Below are 13495 nucleotides of genomic sequence, written 5' to 3'. Positions count from 1 at the left end.
TCTACCTCTGTGTGGGGCGCTGATTATAGACGTTACGGCTGTAATCTTCATCTGTTTGTATGGATATCGCTTTTCGGCCACTTCGCTTTCCCCTATGCTACTCCAGTTTCACTTAGAAGGTTGCCCCGACATGTCTCAACTCAAAGCGCAGCTGCGCCGCGATGGTTTTACGTTTAAACAATTTTTTGTCGCTCACGATCGCTGTGCCATGAAGGTCGGTACAGACGGCATTTTACTGGGCGCGTGGGCGCCTGTCGCAGGTGTTAAGCGTATTCTTGATATCGGTACCGGCAGCGGGCTGGTGGCGTTAATGCTGGCGCAGCGCACGGAAGAGCATGTCACCATTGATGCCGTCGAGCTGGATGCGCGAGCGGCAGAGCAGGCGAATGAAAATGTAGCCGAATCCCCCTGGGCTGCCCGCATGAAAGTGGAATGCGCAGATGTGCTCGCCTGGGCGCCTGAACAAACCGCGCGTTACGATCTGATCGTCAGCAACCCTCCTTACTACGAGCCCGGCGTTGAGTGCGGTACCCCCGAGCGTGAGCAGGCGCGTTATACCGGTTCCCTCGATCACAAGGCCCTGCTCACCAGTGCGGCCGAGCTTATCTCCGAAGAAGGCTTTTTCTGCGTGGTCCTGCCTGAGAGTACCGGCAACACGTTCATTGGTATCGCGCAGGAGATCGGCTGGACGTTACGCCTGCGTACCGATATTTCGGATACGGAAGGCCGACTGCCACACCGCGTGCTGCTGGCGCTCTCGCCGAAAGAGGGGGAATGCTTTAACGATCGAATGGTGATCCGTGGGCCAGACCAGCGTTATTCCGAAGATTACACTGCCCTGACCCAGGCGTTTTATCTGTTTATGTAAACCTGCGGGGCGAGTATCGACGGGCCGGAATCAGCAAGCTGATTCGGGTAGTCCAGGGTGTAGTGCAGCCCGCGGCTCTCTTTACGCATCATCGCGCAGCGAACAATCAGCTCGGCAACCTGCACCAGATTGCGCAGCTCCAGCAGATTATTGGATACGCGGAAATTGGCATAATACTCATCAATTTCCTGCTGCAGCATGGTGATGCGGCGCAATGCGCGTTCAAGACGTTTCGTGGTGCGCACAATTCCGACGTAGTCCCACATAAACAGCCGCAGCTCATGCCAGTTATGCTGGATCACGACCAGCTCGTCCGGGTTATCCACGCGGCTTTCATCCCAGGCTGGCAGGTGCTCAGTCTCACGGGCGTAGGGCATGCGCTTCGTGATGTCTTCTGCGGCCGACCAGCCGTACACCAGACATTCAAGCAGCGAGTTAGAAGCCATACGGTTCGCGCCGTGAAGCCCGGTATAGCTGACCTCACCGATAGCATAAAGTCCGTCCACATCGGTACGCCCATGATCGTCAACCATTACGCCACCGCAGGTATAGTGGGCGGCTGGCACAATCGGCACCGGATCGCGCGTTAAATCAATGCCAAGATTGAGCAGCTTTTCATAAATCATTGGAAAATGCTGGCGAATAAACGCTGCTGGCTTATGGCTGATATCAAGATACATGCAGTCCACGCCAAGGCGCTTCATTTCATGATCGATGGCGCGAGCAACGATATCGCGGGGGGCCAGTTCGCCACGGGCGTCAAAGTCCGGCATAAAGCGGGTGCCGTCAGGGCGTTTCAGATAGGCCCCTTCGCCGCGCAGGGCTTCCGTCAACAGGAAGTTGCGCGCCTGAGGGTGGAACAGGGCGGTTGGGTGAAACTGATTGAACTCAAGATTCGCCACCCGGCAGCCGGCGCGCCAGGCCATAGCGATACCGTCTCCGGAGGCAATGTCCGGGTTCGTGGTGTACTGATACACTTTTGAGGCGCCGCCCGTAGCCAGTACTACAGCCTTTGCCTGACAGGTTTCCACCTTCTCTTTATTACGGTTCCAGACCCAGGCGCCCACCACGCGACGCGTGCCGGGCAGGCCAATCTTGTCAGAGATAATCAGGTCAACGGCATTACTCCGCTCAAGAACCCGAATATTAGGATGCTTCAGCGCTTTGCCGACCAGCGTGGTTTCCACTTCTTTTCCGGTAGCATCTGCTGCGTGCAGGATGCGGCGGTGGCTATGGCCGCCTTCGCGCGTCAGGTGGTAGCTCTCTTCACCGTTGGGTTGAACCTGCGTATCGAACAAGACGCCCTGGTCGATGAGCCACTGCACGCAATGACGGGCATTGCTGGCGACAAACTCTGCGGCGTGTGCATCCACGATCCCGGCCCCGGCAATCAGCGTATCTTCAACGTGGGATGCAATGCTGTCTGTCTCATCAAACACCGCGGCAATGCCACCCTGGGCATAAAACGTGGAACCCTCGCTTATCGGCCCTTTACTCAGAACGATAACGTTTTGATGCTCGGCCAGGCGCAGCGCCAGAGAGAGACCGGCAGCACCGCTGCCGATGATCAGTACATCACAATGGAGTTCAGGTGTTGTGTTCATGATTGTTGTTTAATTTACTAAACAGTTTTGAGTCAGAATAGCACTCGAATGCGATATATCGCACGTATTTTTTTAGTGACTGTTGCAATGGCTAAACGCTTAAGTTGAGGTAAACGGAGGGTAAATGAGTGAAATTATTTTGCGAAGCAGATCGTTAGCGTCAGATTTTGTGGTGAAATAAAGCCTGTGTTGCGTTACTCTTCTGGCGGGAAAAAGATGTTTCTTGTCAGAAACTGGTGCGTATCGTGAACAGACTTATAATGAGAGAAAATGAACAGTCTGCGGCGCGATGAACAAAAACAAAGGCGTTACGGAACTTATTGAAGATCAGACACTCTAATCCGGTGCTTGCTCAAAGTGCGGTATTTTTAGAGTGGCGTTTCGATAACGCGTGGAATTTAGGTTTGGGGAGACATTACCTCGGATGAGCGAGCAGTTAACGGACCAGGTCCTGGTTGAACGGGTCCAGAAGGGAGATCAGAAAGCCTTTAACTTACTGGTGGTGCGCTACCAGCATAAGGTGGCGAGCCTGGTTTCCCGCTATGTACCGTCAGGCGATGTGCCTGATGTGGTGCAAGAGTCTTTTATTAAGGCCTATCGCGCGCTGGATTCTTTCCGGGGAGATAGTGCTTTTTATACCTGGCTGTACCGTATTGCGGTCAATACGGCAAAGAATTATCTGGTCGCTCAGGGTCGTCGTCCGCCTTCAAGTGATGTGGACGCAATTGACGCCGAAAACTTCGAAAGTGGCGGCGCATTGAAAGAAATTTCGAACCCTGAGAACTTAATGTTGTCAGAAGAACTGAGACAAATCGTTTTTCGCACGATCGAGTCGCTCCCGGAAGATTTACGCATGGCAATTACGTTACGGGAGCTTGATGGTCTGAGCTATGAAGAGATAGCCGCTATCATGGATTGTCCGGTCGGCACGGTACGTTCACGAATTTTCCGTGCGCGAGAAGCTATTGATAATAAAGTTCAACCGCTTATCAGGCGTTGACGATAGCGGGATACTGGAAAAGGTATTAGGCATGCAGAAAGAAAAACTTTCCGCTTTAATGGATGGTGAAACGGTAGATAGTGAGCTGCTCAACGAGCTGTCTCATTCTCCCGAAATGCAAGAGACCTGGGAGAGTTACCATCTCATCCGTGACACCCTTCGCGGTGACACCGGCGAGGTTCTCCATTTCGATATCTCAGCCCGCGTCATGGCGGCGATTGAGAATGAGCCTGTTCATCAGACCACTCCGCTGATTCCTGAAGCTCAACCCGCACCTCACCAGTGGCAGAAAATGCCATTCTGGCAAAAGGTGCGCCCGTGGGCCAGCCAGCTTACCCAAATGGGTGTGGCTGCATGCGTATCGCTTGCAGTTATTGTTGGCGTCCAGCACTATAATACTCAGTCTGAAACTAATCAGCAGCCAGAAGCGCCAGTGTTTAACACACTGCCGATGATGGGCAAAGCCAGCCCGGTAAGCCTGGGCGTACCGGCTGATGCTTCCGCCAGCGGCGGCCAGCAACAGCAGGTTCAGGAGCAGCGCCGTCGCATTAATGCGATGTTGCAGGATTATGAGTTGCAGCGTCGTCTGCACTCTGAACAGCTTCAGTTTGAGCAGGCGCAGACACAGCAAGCTGCTGTGCAGGTGCCCGGAAACCAAACTTTAGGAACGCAATCGCAGTAATGAAGCAACTTTGGTTCGCCATGTCTCTGATGGCGGGTAGCCTGTTCTTCTCTGCCAACGCCTCGGCTGATGTATCATCCGGGGCGTTGTTGCAGCAAATGAATCTGGCCAGCCAGTCACTCAATTACGAGTTGGCATTTATCAGCATCAACAAGCAGGGCGTCGAGTCGTTACGCTATCGCCATGCCCGTCTTGATAACCAGCCGCTCGCCCAGCTTTTACAGATGGATGGTCCGCGTCGGGAAGTTGTCCAGCGTGGTAACGAAATCAGCTATTTCGAGCCCGGCCTGGAACCTTTCACGCTGAATGGCGACTATATCGTTGATTCCCTGCCGTCACTCATTTACACCGACTTCAAACGGCTTGCCCCTTACTACGATTTTATTTCGGTAGGGCGTACGCGTATTGCGGACAGACTGTGCGAGGTGATCCGCGTTGTCGCCCGGGATGGAACGCGTTACAGCTATATTGTCTGGATCGACGCTGAAACTAAACTCCCGATGCGTGTAGACCTGCTTGACCGTGACGGTGAAACGCTGGAACAGTTCCGCGTTATTTCGTTCAGCGTGAACAATCAGGTTGGCAACAGCATGCAGAATCTGGCTAAGGCCAGCCTGCCGCCGCTGCTTTCTGTTCCTGCCGGGGATTCCGTTAATTTCAACTGGGTACCTGCCTGGATCCCACAAGGGTTTAGCGAAGTGTCCAGCAGCCGTCGTCAGCTGCCAACGATTGAAACGCCGGTGGAATCGCGTCTCTATTCGGATGGTCTGTTCAGCTTCTCGGTGAATATCAATCGCGCAACGGCAAACAGCGCTGAACAAATGCTGCGTACCGGGCGCCGTACGGTGAGTACAACGGTACGCGATAATGCAGAAATCACCATTGTGGGAGAACTCCCTCCGCAAACGGCGAAACGTATTTCCGACAGCATTAAATTCAGGGCTGCACAATGATTAAAGAGTGGGCGACGGTTGTCTCATGGCAGAACGGCATTGCGCTGGTGAGCTGCGATGTTAAAGCCTCATGTAATAGCTGCGCATCCCGCGCTGGCTGTGGCAGCCGCGTGCTGAACAAGCTCGGGCCACAAACATCGCACACGATTTCAGTGCCAAGCGAACAGCCGCTGATGGCCGGGCAGAAGGTGGAACTGGGCATCGCGGAAGGCAGCCTGCTCAGCTCCGCTATGCTGGTGTATCTCTCTCCGCTGGTCGGCCTGTTTATCATGGGTGGTCTGTTTCAGATGCTGTTTGGTACCGATATGGCCGCTATGTGCGGTGCCGCATTGGGTGGCGTGGGGGGATTCTGGCTTGCCAAAGGTCTCTCCCCAACGCTTGCCGCGCGCGAGGAGTGGCAGCCTGTCATTCTCAGCGTTGGGCTGGCGCCAGACCAGCTTCGTGTTGAAACGCTCTCTTCTGAGGCCCGGTGATCCATCGGGCTTTATCTTTTTTTACACCCTAAAACAGAAAACGTCCTTTCTTCACGCTATACCAGTCTCTAAGTGCATTTCCAGGTAGCGAGGATGTAGTGTAGAATGCTGCGTTTTCGCACTGAAAAACGTCAGGCTAAGAACAGCGGCCTCCAGGAATTCGTAAGGCATAATTATTTAACTATATGAAGAACATACGTAACTTTTCGATCATTGCTCACATTGACCACGGTAAGTCGACGCTGTCTGACCGTATTATCCAGATTTGCGGTGGCCTGTCTGATCGTGAAATGGAAGCCCAGGTTCTGGACTCCATGGACCTGGAACGCGAACGCGGTATCACCATTAAAGCGCAGAGCGTTACGCTTGATTACAAAGCGGCTGATGGTGAAACCTATCAACTGAACTTTATCGACACCCCAGGCCACGTTGACTTCTCCTATGAAGTATCACGCTCGCTCGCGGCCTGTGAAGGCGCGCTGCTGGTGGTGGATGCCGGGCAGGGCGTTGAAGCCCAGACCCTGGCAAACTGCTACACCGCGATGGAAATGGATCTCGAAGTTGTGCCGGTTCTGAACAAGATCGACCTGCCAGCCGCCGATCCTGAGCGCGTAGCGGAAGAGATTGAAGATATTGTCGGCATTGACGCGACCGATGCCGTGCGCTGCTCCGCGAAAACCGGTGTCGGCGTCACCGACGTGCTGGAACGTCTGGTGCGTGATATTCCGGCCCCGGAAGGCGATCCGGATGCCCCGCTGCAGGCGCTGATTATCGACTCCTGGTTCGATAACTATCTGGGCGTTGTCTCCCTGGTGCGTATTAAAAACGGCACCATGCGCAAAGGCGACAAAATCAAGGTTATGAGTACCGGACAGGTCTATAACGCCGACCGTCTGGGTATCTTCACGCCAAAACAGGTTGATCGCACCGAGCTGACATGCGGCGAGGTAGGCTGGCTGGTCTGCGCCATCAAAGACATCCTCGGCGCGCCGGTGGGTGATACCCTGACGGGTGCGCGTAACCCGGCAGATAAAGCGCTGCCAGGCTTTAAAAAGGTGAAGCCGCAGGTTTACGCGGGCCTGTTCCCGGTCAGCTCTGACGACTACGAAAACTTCCGTGATGCGCTTGGCAAGCTGAGCCTGAACGATGCCTCCCTGTTCTATGAGCCAGAAAGCTCAACGGCGCTGGGCTTCGGCTTCCGCTGCGGCTTCCTTGGTCTGCTGCACATGGAGATCATTCAGGAGCGTCTGGAGCGTGAATACGATCTGGACCTGATCACCACCGCGCCGACGGTAGTATATGAAGTTGAAACCACCTCGAAAGAAGTGATCTACGTCGACAGCCCATCCAAGCTGCCGCCGTTGAACAATATTCACGAGCTGCGTGAGCCGATTGCCGAATGTCACATGCTGCTGCCGCAGGAGTTCCTGGGCAACGTCATTACGCTGTGTATTGAGAAGCGCGGCGTGCAGACCAACATGGTTTACCACGGTAACCAGGTGGCGCTGACCTACGAAATCCCGATGGCGGAAGTGGTACTCGACTTCTTCGACCGTCTGAAGTCGACCTCCCGTGGCTATGCGTCACTGGATTACAACTTCAAACGCTTCCAGGCCTCCAACATGGTGCGTGTGGACGTGCTGATCAACGGCGAGCGTGTGGATGCGCTGGCGCTGATCACCCACAACGACAATGCGCCATACCGTGGCCGCGAGCTGGTTGAGAAGATGAAAGATCTGATCCCGCGTCAGCAGTTCGATATCGCGATTCAGGCGGCCATTGGCAACCATATTATCGCGCGTTCCACCGTGAAACAGCTGCGTAAAAACGTTCTGGCGAAGTGCTATGGCGGTGACGTCAGCCGTAAGAAAAAGCTGCTGCAGAAGCAGAAAGAAGGTAAGAAGCGTATGAAGCAGGTCGGTAACGTCGAGCTGCCGCAGGAAGCATTCCTTGCCATCCTTCATGTTGGTAAAGACGGCAAATAACCCTAAGGAGTTGGCATGGCGAACATGTTTGCCCTGATCCTGGTCATTGCTACCCTGGTGACAGGTCTGCTGTGGTGTCTGGATAAGTTTATCTTCGCCCCAAAACGTCGCGAACGTCAGGCTGCCGCACAGGCAGCCACTGGCGATGGGATTGACGCGAAAACCCTGAAGAAAGTCGGCCCGAAACCGGGCTGGCTGGAAACGGGCGCCTCGGTATTTCCGGTGCTGGCGATTGTGCTGGTGGTACGTTCGTTTATTTACGAGCCGTTCCAAATCCCATCAGGTTCAATGATGCCAACGCTGCTGATCGGTGATTTTATTCTGGTAGAGAAGTTTGCCTACGGCATTAAAGATCCTATCTACCAGAAAACGCTGATCGAAACCGGTCATCCGAAACGCGGCGACATCGTGGTGTTCAAATATCCGGAAGATCCGCGCCTGGACTACATCAAGCGCGCGGTAGGTCTTCCGGGTGATAAAGTGACTTACGATCCGGTTGCGAAAGAAGTCACCGTTCAGCCGGGCTGCAGCTCCGGTACCGCATGCGAAAACGCGCTGCCAATCACCTACTCAAACGTTGAGCCAAGTGATTTTGTGCAGACCTTTGCTCGTCGTAACGGCGGCGAAGCGACCAGCGGATTCTTCCAGGTACCGAAAGGTGAAACCAAAGAGGACGGCATTCGTCTGGTTGAGCGTAAAGAGACGCTGGGCGATGTGACGCACCGAATCCTCACCGTGCCAATCGCGCAGGATCAGCTGGGTATGTACTATCGCCAGCCGGGCCAGCAGCTCGCGAGCTGGATTGTACCGCCAGGGCATTACTTCATGATGGGTGACAACCGCGATAATTCAGCTGACAGCCGTTACTGGGGCTTCGTGCCGGAAGCGAATCTGGTCGGTAAAGCTACCGCCATCTGGATGAGTTTTGAGAAACAGGAAGGCGAGTGGCCGACCGGTGTTCGACTGAGTCGTATCGGCGGAATCCATTAATTCTCAATAAATGAACGCGTAGCCGCTTTAATTAGCGGCTACTTGAATTATTTCCACGATAAATCTCTTCGAACTAACGACATCCCCTGTCGTTGTGTATAGAATATTCCCCCGAAGTTTAAGGTTGGCCCTGCAAGGGTGCCACGGCACACGAAACCGCGTTGGTTTTCTCAGGTCGGTTTCGTGTGCTGCATTTTTGACGCATTCATTTATTGGTATCGCATGAACCCCATCGTAATTAATCGGCTTCAACGGAAGCTGGGCTACACTTTTCATCATCAGGAGTTGTTGCAACAGGCATTAACCCACCGCAGTGCCAGCAGCAAACATAATGAGCGTCTCGAGTTTTTAGGCGACTCTATTTTAAGTTTCGTGATTGCGAATGCGCTTTATCATCGTTTCCCGCGTGTGGATGAAGGGGATATGAGCCGCATGCGCGCCACGCTGGTTCGGGGTAATACCCTTGCGGAAATCGCGCGCGAATTTGAACTGGGCGAATGTCTGCGTCTTGGGCCGGGTGAACTGAAAAGCGGCGGCTTCCGTCGTGAATCTATTCTTGCCGATACGGTCGAAGCATTAATTGGTGGTGTGTTCCTGGACAGCGATATCCAGACCGTAGAAAAGCTGATCCTGAACTGGTATCAGACCCGTCTGGACGAAATCAGCCCGGGCGATAAACAAAAAGATCCAAAAACGCGTCTGCAGGAGTATTTGCAGGGACGTCATCTGCCGCTGCCGTCTTATCTGGTGGTGCAGGTTCGTGGCGAAGCGCACGATCAGGAATTTACCATCCATTGCCAGGTCAGTGGCCTGAGTGAACCGGTGGTGGGCACAGGTTCAAGCCGCCGTAAGGCTGAACAGGCTGCCGCCGAACAGGCGTTAAAAATGCTGGAGCTGGAATGAGCGAAGAAAAGACCTATTGCGGATTTATTGCCATCGTCGGACGTCCGAACGTTGGCAAATCCACTCTGCTGAATAATCTGCTTGGGCAGAAGATTTCTATCACCTCGCGTAAGGCGCAGACCACGCGTCACCGCATCGTCGGTATCCATACTGAAGGCGCGTATCAGGCGATCTACGTCGATACCCCGGGCCTGCACATGGAAGAGAAGCGTGCCATCAACCGTCTGATGAACAAGGCAGCGAGCAGCTCGATTGGCGACGTGGAGCTGGTGATCTTCGTTGTGGAAGGCACCCGCTGGACGCCGGACGACGAGATGGTGCTGAACAAGCTGCGTGACGGCAAAACGCCGGTCATCCTCGCGGTCAACAAAGTGGACAACGTGCAGGAAAAAGCCGATCTGCTGCCGCATCTGCAGTGGCTCGGTAGCCAGATGAACTTCCTCGACATCGTTCCGCTGTCTGCAGAGACGGGTCTGAACGTGGACACCATCGCGGGCATCGTGCGTAAACATCTGCCGGAAGCGATTCATCACTTCCCGGAAGACTACATCACCGATCGCTCTCAGCGCTTTATAGCGTCTGAAATCATTCGTGAAAAGCTAATGCGTTTCCTGGGCGCTGAACTGCCGTATTCTGTGACGGTGGAGATCGAGCGTTTCCAGAGCAACGAGCGTGGCGGCTACGACATCAATGGCCTGATCCTCGTTGAGCGTGAAGGGCAGAAGAAGATGGTGATCGGCAATAAAGGCGCCAAGATCAAAACCATCGGCATTGAAGCCCGTAAGGACATGATGGAGATGTTCGAAGCGCCGGTTCACCTCGAACTGTGGGTGAAAGTGAAATCTGGCTGGGCCGATGATGAGCGTGCTCTGCGCAGCCTCGGTTACGGCGAAGACCAGTAACTCAAGACGACGAGTATGATGGAAGGATGGCAGCGCGCCTTCGTTCTGCATAGTCGTCCCTGGAGCGAAACCAGCCTGATGCTGGACGTCTTCACGGAAGAGTCGGGCCGCGTGCGCCTTGTTGCCAAAGGCGCACGTTCCAAACGTTCTAACCTGAAAGGCGCCCTACAGCCTTTCACGCCGCTGCTGGTTCGCTTTGGTGGGCGAGGGGAAGTTAAAACCCTGCGCAGCGCCGAAGCCGTCTCCCTGGCGCTTCCTCTCTCCGGCATCACGCTCTACAGCGGTCTGTATGTCAATGAACTCATTTCACGCGTTCTTGAACATGAGACTCGCTTTTCTGAACTTTTCTTTGATTATCTGCACTGTATCCAGGCGCTGGCTGGCGCAACCGGCACGCCCGAGCCTGCGCTGCGGCGTTTTGAACTGGCGCTGCTGGGCCATCTTGGGTACGGGGTCGATTTTCTGCACTGTGCGGGCAGCGGTGACGAAGTGGAAGACACCATGACCTACCGCTACCGCGAAGAAAAAGGCTTTATTGCCAGCGTCGTGATCGACAACAGCACCTTTACCGGGCGCCAGCTCCGGGCGCTGTATGAGCGCGAGTTTCCCGATCAGGAGACCCTGCGCGCAGCAAAACGCTTTACCCGGATTGCCCTCAAGCCGTATCTTGGCGGCAAGCCCTTAAAGAGCCGCGAATTATTCAGGCAGTTTGTGCCGAAACGTTAGACCACAGAATCGAAAAGAAAACCGAGGATTGTCATGGCTGAATTACTGTTAGGCGTCAACATCGATCATATCGCCACGCTGCGTAATGCGCGCGGCACGGCGTATCCCGATCCGGTTCAGGCGGCGTTTATCGCTGAACAGGCTGGCGCCGACGGCATTACCGTTCACCTGCGCGAAGACCGCCGCCATATCACTGACCGCGACGTTCGCATTCTGCGCCAGACGCTGGACACCCGTATGAATCTGGAGATGGCGGTCACCGAAGAGATGCTCGCCATTGCCTGCGAGACCCAGCCGCACTTCTGCTGCCTGGTGCCGGAAAAACGCCAGGAAGTCACGACCGAAGGCGGTCTGGACGTGGCCGGCCAGCTCGACAAAATGCGCGATGCTTGCAAGCGCCTGGCGGATGCCGGTATCCTGGTTTCGCTGTTTATTGACGCCGATTTCACCCAGATTAAAGCGGCAGCCGACGTGGGCGCGCCGTATATCGAAATTCACACCGGCTGCTATGCCGATGCCAAAAACGATGCCGAGCAGGCAAAAGAGCTGGAGCGTATTGCTAAGGCGGCCACCTACGCGGCGAGCCTGGGCCTGAAGGTCAATGCCGGTCACGGCCTGACCTACCATAACGTGAAGGCCATTGCCGCCATCCCGGAAATGCACGAGCTGAACATCGGTCACGCGATCATTGGCCGCGCGGTAATGAGCGGCCTGAAAGAGGCGGTCGCCGAGATGAAACGCCTGATGCTGGAAGCGCGTCAGTAATGGCCATTCTGGGCTTAGGCACCGATATCGTGGAAATAGCCCGCATTGAAGCGGTGATCGCCCGCAGCGGCGATCGCCTCGCAAGGCGCGTGCTGAGCGATAACGAATGGGCCATCTGGGAAGCGCATCAGCAGCCGGTGCGTTTTCTGGCAAAGCGCTTTGCGGTAAAAGAGGCGGCGGCCAAAGCCTTCGGGACCGGCATTCGTAACGGTCTGGCGTTCAACCAGTTTGAAGTGTTTAACGATGAGCTGGGTAAGCCAAGCCTGCGTTTATGGGGCGAGGCGCAAAAGCTTGCAGAGAAGCTGGGCGTGAATCACATGCACGTGACGATCGCGGATGAACGCCACTATGCCAGCGCTACGGTGATCATCGAAAGTTAAAGTTTGTCCGCGTGGTGCATCAGGACAAACTTATCCCACAGCTGCTCTTCGCTCTCGACGTGCGCCGGATCCTTCAGAATGGTATTCGGGATCGGGCACACTTTCTGACAGGTCGGCGTTTCATAGTGGCCGATGCATTCGGTGCAGCGGTCGCTGTTAATCTCATAAATGCTGTCGCCCATCGAAATGGCCTGGTTCGGGCATTCGGGCTCGCACATATCGCAATTAATGCATTTTTTGGTAATTAACAGCGCCATCAGGAAATTCTCAGAAACAACACAAACTGGGCGGGCATTATACGCGTCAAACCAGTTTCTTTACCAGTTCTTCGCTGTGGCGAATGCGCTCTGGCGCTCGCTCCAGATCCTGCTGCACCAGCGCCATAAACAGCAGGTCCGTCAGCATCATTTGTGCGCTGGTGGACGAGATAGCCGCGCTGCGCGTGGCCTGCTCCTCGGCAATGGTATATAAACAGCGCGTGGCCCGCTGCTGCAGGGCATTTGGCGTAAAACCGGTGATTGCCAGAATTTTACCGCCGACGCGCAGCGCTTCATCAGTTGCCATGTTGATTTCACGACGCTCGCCGGAGTAAGAGATGGCCAGCAGCAGATCGTCAGGATCCATCGCCTGTACGGTCGCCAGCAGGGCGTGCATATCCTGTTCGACGATGGCGTTAAGGCCAATTTTCGTCAGCTTCCAGCCAAAGTTACGCGCCACAAGTCCGGACGCGCCGATGCCGGTCAGAACGATCCGCCGCGCGCTACGCAGCATCGCCACGCTCTCCAGCAGCTTCTCTTCCGTATTCACATCGAGCGTCGCATGCATGGCGGCCACGTTCTCTTTGATCAGCTTTTCGCCGACCAGCCGCATCGGGTCATCGCCGCGGATCTGATTATGCACCGGCATGGACTGCGGATTGGGGTTGCTGACCAGCGCTTCGCTGATCGCCAGCTTGAGGGCAGGGAATCCCTTAAAGCCAATCTTCTGGGCAAATTTCACCACGCTGGACTGGCTCACGCCGGCTTCACTCGCCAGCTGCTGCGAGCTGAGATGGCGCGCGCGATCGGGTTGAGAAAGCAAAAAATCCGCCAGCTTCTTGTCGCTTTGGGCAAAGCCTGCGTAGCGCTGGCGAATGCGAATTAAACAGTTCATACGGTCTCCTGGCGAAAATGTGATTATCTGCGCAAATACGAATTTTGCTCGCCTGAATGAATTTTATATTCCATTATAGTGTGATTATTATGAATTAAAAATTCTTGAGGTA

15 protein-coding genes are annotated in these 13495 nt (G+C 54.8%); 12 read left to right on the top strand and 3 right to left on the bottom strand.

Annotated elements, in window-relative coordinates; translation table 11 throughout:
- Positions 1 to 130: 130 nt before the first annotated feature.
- Positions 131 to 868 (top strand): tRNA1(Val) (adenine(37)-N6)-methyltransferase, encoded by a 738-nt coding sequence (locus KGP22_RS16835; protein WP_223580266.1) that lies wholly within the window; start codon positions 131 to 133, stop codon positions 866 to 868.
- Here KGP22_RS16835 and nadB read toward each other — a convergent pair.
- A complete protein-coding gene (nadB, locus tag KGP22_RS16830; RefSeq protein ID WP_223580263.1) occupies positions 853 to 2472 on the bottom strand; it encodes an L-aspartate oxidase in 1620 nt (539 codons plus the stop codon). The genes KGP22_RS16835 and nadB overlap by 16 nt on opposite strands.
- Positions 2473 to 2896: 424 nt before the next feature.
- Between nadB and rpoE the strand changes: the two genes are divergently transcribed.
- The 11 genes from rpoE (at position 2897) to acpS (ending at position 12231) form a co-directional block, all read left to right on the top strand.
- Positions 2897 to 3472 carry an RNA polymerase sigma factor RpoE gene (gene rpoE / locus KGP22_RS16820; protein ID WP_006176728.1) on the top strand — a complete coding sequence of 192 codons (576 nt, stop codon included), beginning with the start codon at positions 2897 to 2899 and terminating at the stop codon, positions 3470 to 3472.
- Positions 3473 to 3503: 31 nt separating this feature from the next.
- Positions 3504 to 4154 (top strand): anti-sigma-E factor RseA, encoded by a 651-nt coding sequence (gene rseA / locus KGP22_RS16815; protein WP_008502186.1) that lies wholly within the window; start codon positions 3504 to 3506, stop codon positions 4152 to 4154.
- Entirely contained in the window at positions 4154 to 5107 is a 954-nt protein-coding gene (rseB, locus tag KGP22_RS16810) for a sigma-E factor regulatory protein RseB (protein ID WP_023308851.1), read from the top strand. Before rseA ends, rseB begins: the two co-directional genes overlap by 1 nt.
- A complete protein-coding gene (gene rseC, locus KGP22_RS16805) occupies positions 5104 to 5580 on the top strand; it encodes a SoxR-reducing system protein RseC (protein ID WP_115876022.1) in 477 nt (158 codons plus the stop codon). The genes rseB and rseC overlap by 4 nt, the downstream gene beginning before the upstream one ends.
- Positions 5581 to 5765: 185 nt before the next feature.
- Complete coding sequence (gene lepA, locus KGP22_RS16800; RefSeq protein WP_023308849.1) at positions 5766 to 7565, top strand: translation elongation factor 4; 1800 nt, start codon at positions 5766 to 5768, stop codon at positions 7563 to 7565.
- Positions 7566 to 7580: 15 nt separating this feature from the next.
- Positions 7581 to 8555: a signal peptidase I gene (gene lepB, locus KGP22_RS16795; RefSeq protein WP_024908620.1), complete on the top strand. Its 975-nt coding sequence runs from the start codon at positions 7581 to 7583 to the stop codon at positions 8553 to 8555.
- A 222-nt stretch (positions 8556 to 8777) separates the two neighbouring features.
- Positions 8778 to 9458 (top strand): ribonuclease III, encoded by a 681-nt coding sequence (gene rnc, locus KGP22_RS16790; RefSeq protein ID WP_003860711.1) that lies wholly within the window; start codon positions 8778 to 8780, stop codon positions 9456 to 9458.
- Positions 9455 to 10360, top strand: coding sequence for a GTPase Era (gene era, locus KGP22_RS16785; RefSeq protein ID WP_223580259.1), 906 nt, complete (start codon positions 9455 to 9457; stop codon positions 10358 to 10360). The genes rnc and era overlap by 4 nt, the downstream gene beginning before the upstream one ends.
- A gap of 18 nt (positions 10361 to 10378) precedes the next feature.
- On the top strand, positions 10379 to 11086 hold the full coding sequence (gene recO / locus KGP22_RS16780; RefSeq protein ID WP_111965331.1) for a DNA repair protein RecO: 708 nt from the start codon (positions 10379 to 10381) through the stop codon (positions 11084 to 11086).
- 33 nt (positions 11087 to 11119) lie between these two features.
- Complete coding sequence (pdxJ, locus tag KGP22_RS16775; RefSeq protein WP_008502179.1) at positions 11120 to 11851, top strand: pyridoxine 5'-phosphate synthase; 732 nt, start codon at positions 11120 to 11122, stop codon at positions 11849 to 11851.
- Positions 11851 to 12231: a holo-ACP synthase gene (gene acpS / locus KGP22_RS16770; protein ID WP_023294331.1), complete on the top strand. Its 381-nt coding sequence runs from the start codon at positions 11851 to 11853 to the stop codon at positions 12229 to 12231. The genes pdxJ and acpS overlap by 1 nt, the downstream gene beginning before the upstream one ends.
- Here the strand turns inward: acpS and KGP22_RS16765 are convergent.
- Both KGP22_RS16765 and KGP22_RS16760 read right to left on the bottom strand, forming a co-directional pair.
- The gene (locus KGP22_RS16765; protein ID WP_008502177.1) at positions 12228 to 12488 is read right to left on the bottom strand and encodes a YfhL family 4Fe-4S dicluster ferredoxin; all 261 of its coding nucleotides are present in this window, start codon (positions 12486 to 12488) and stop codon (positions 12228 to 12230) included. The genes acpS and KGP22_RS16765 overlap by 4 nt on opposite strands.
- A 46-nt stretch (positions 12489 to 12534) precedes the next feature.
- Positions 12535 to 13383 carry a MurR/RpiR family transcriptional regulator gene (locus tag KGP22_RS16760; RefSeq protein WP_111965128.1) on the bottom strand — a complete coding sequence of 283 codons (849 nt, stop codon included), beginning with the start codon at positions 13381 to 13383 and terminating at the stop codon, positions 12535 to 12537.
- Positions 13384 to 13495 lie beyond the last annotated feature (112 nt).

The organism is Enterobacter sp. JBIWA005 (assembly GCF_019968805.1).
Lineage (GTDB): Bacteria > Pseudomonadota > Gammaproteobacteria > Enterobacterales > Enterobacteriaceae > Enterobacter > Enterobacter vonholyi.
This window is presented reverse-complemented; position numbering and strand designations above follow the sequence as displayed.

Coding starts and splice junctions, on each gene's coding strand:
- KGP22_RS16765 (WP_008502177.1), bottom strand. CDS start 12,488: ATGGCGCTGTTAATTACCAAAAAATGCATTAATTGCGATATGTGCGAG.
- rseA (WP_008502186.1), top strand. CDS start 3,504: ATGCAGAAAGAAAAACTTTCCGCTTTAATGGATGGTGAAACGGTAGAT.
- KGP22_RS16760 (WP_111965128.1), bottom strand. CDS start 13,383: ATGAACTGTTTAATTCGCATTCGCCAGCGCTACGCAGGCTTTGCCCAA.
- pdxJ (WP_008502179.1), top strand. CDS start 11,120: ATGGCTGAATTACTGTTAGGCGTCAACATCGATCATATCGCCACGCTG.
- rpoE (WP_006176728.1), top strand. CDS start 2,897: ATGAGCGAGCAGTTAACGGACCAGGTCCTGGTTGAACGGGTCCAGAAG.
- lepB (WP_024908620.1), top strand. CDS start 7,581: ATGGCGAACATGTTTGCCCTGATCCTGGTCATTGCTACCCTGGTGACA.
- rnc (WP_003860711.1), top strand. CDS start 8,778: ATGAACCCCATCGTAATTAATCGGCTTCAACGGAAGCTGGGCTACACT.
- lepA (WP_023308849.1), top strand. CDS start 5,766: ATGAAGAACATACGTAACTTTTCGATCATTGCTCACATTGACCACGGT.
- nadB (WP_223580263.1), bottom strand. CDS start 2,472: ATGAACACAACACCTGAACTCCATTGTGATGTACTGATCATCGGCAGC.
- acpS (WP_023294331.1), top strand. CDS start 11,851: ATGGCCATTCTGGGCTTAGGCACCGATATCGTGGAAATAGCCCGCATT.
- rseB (WP_023308851.1), top strand. CDS start 4,154: ATGAAGCAACTTTGGTTCGCCATGTCTCTGATGGCGGGTAGCCTGTTC.
- rseC (WP_115876022.1), top strand. CDS start 5,104: ATGATTAAAGAGTGGGCGACGGTTGTCTCATGGCAGAACGGCATTGCG.
- era (WP_223580259.1), top strand. CDS start 9,455: ATGAGCGAAGAAAAGACCTATTGCGGATTTATTGCCATCGTCGGACGT.
- recO (WP_111965331.1), top strand. CDS start 10,379: ATGGAAGGATGGCAGCGCGCCTTCGTTCTGCATAGTCGTCCCTGGAGC.
- KGP22_RS16835 (WP_223580266.1), top strand. CDS start 131: ATGTCTCAACTCAAAGCGCAGCTGCGCCGCGATGGTTTTACGTTTAAA.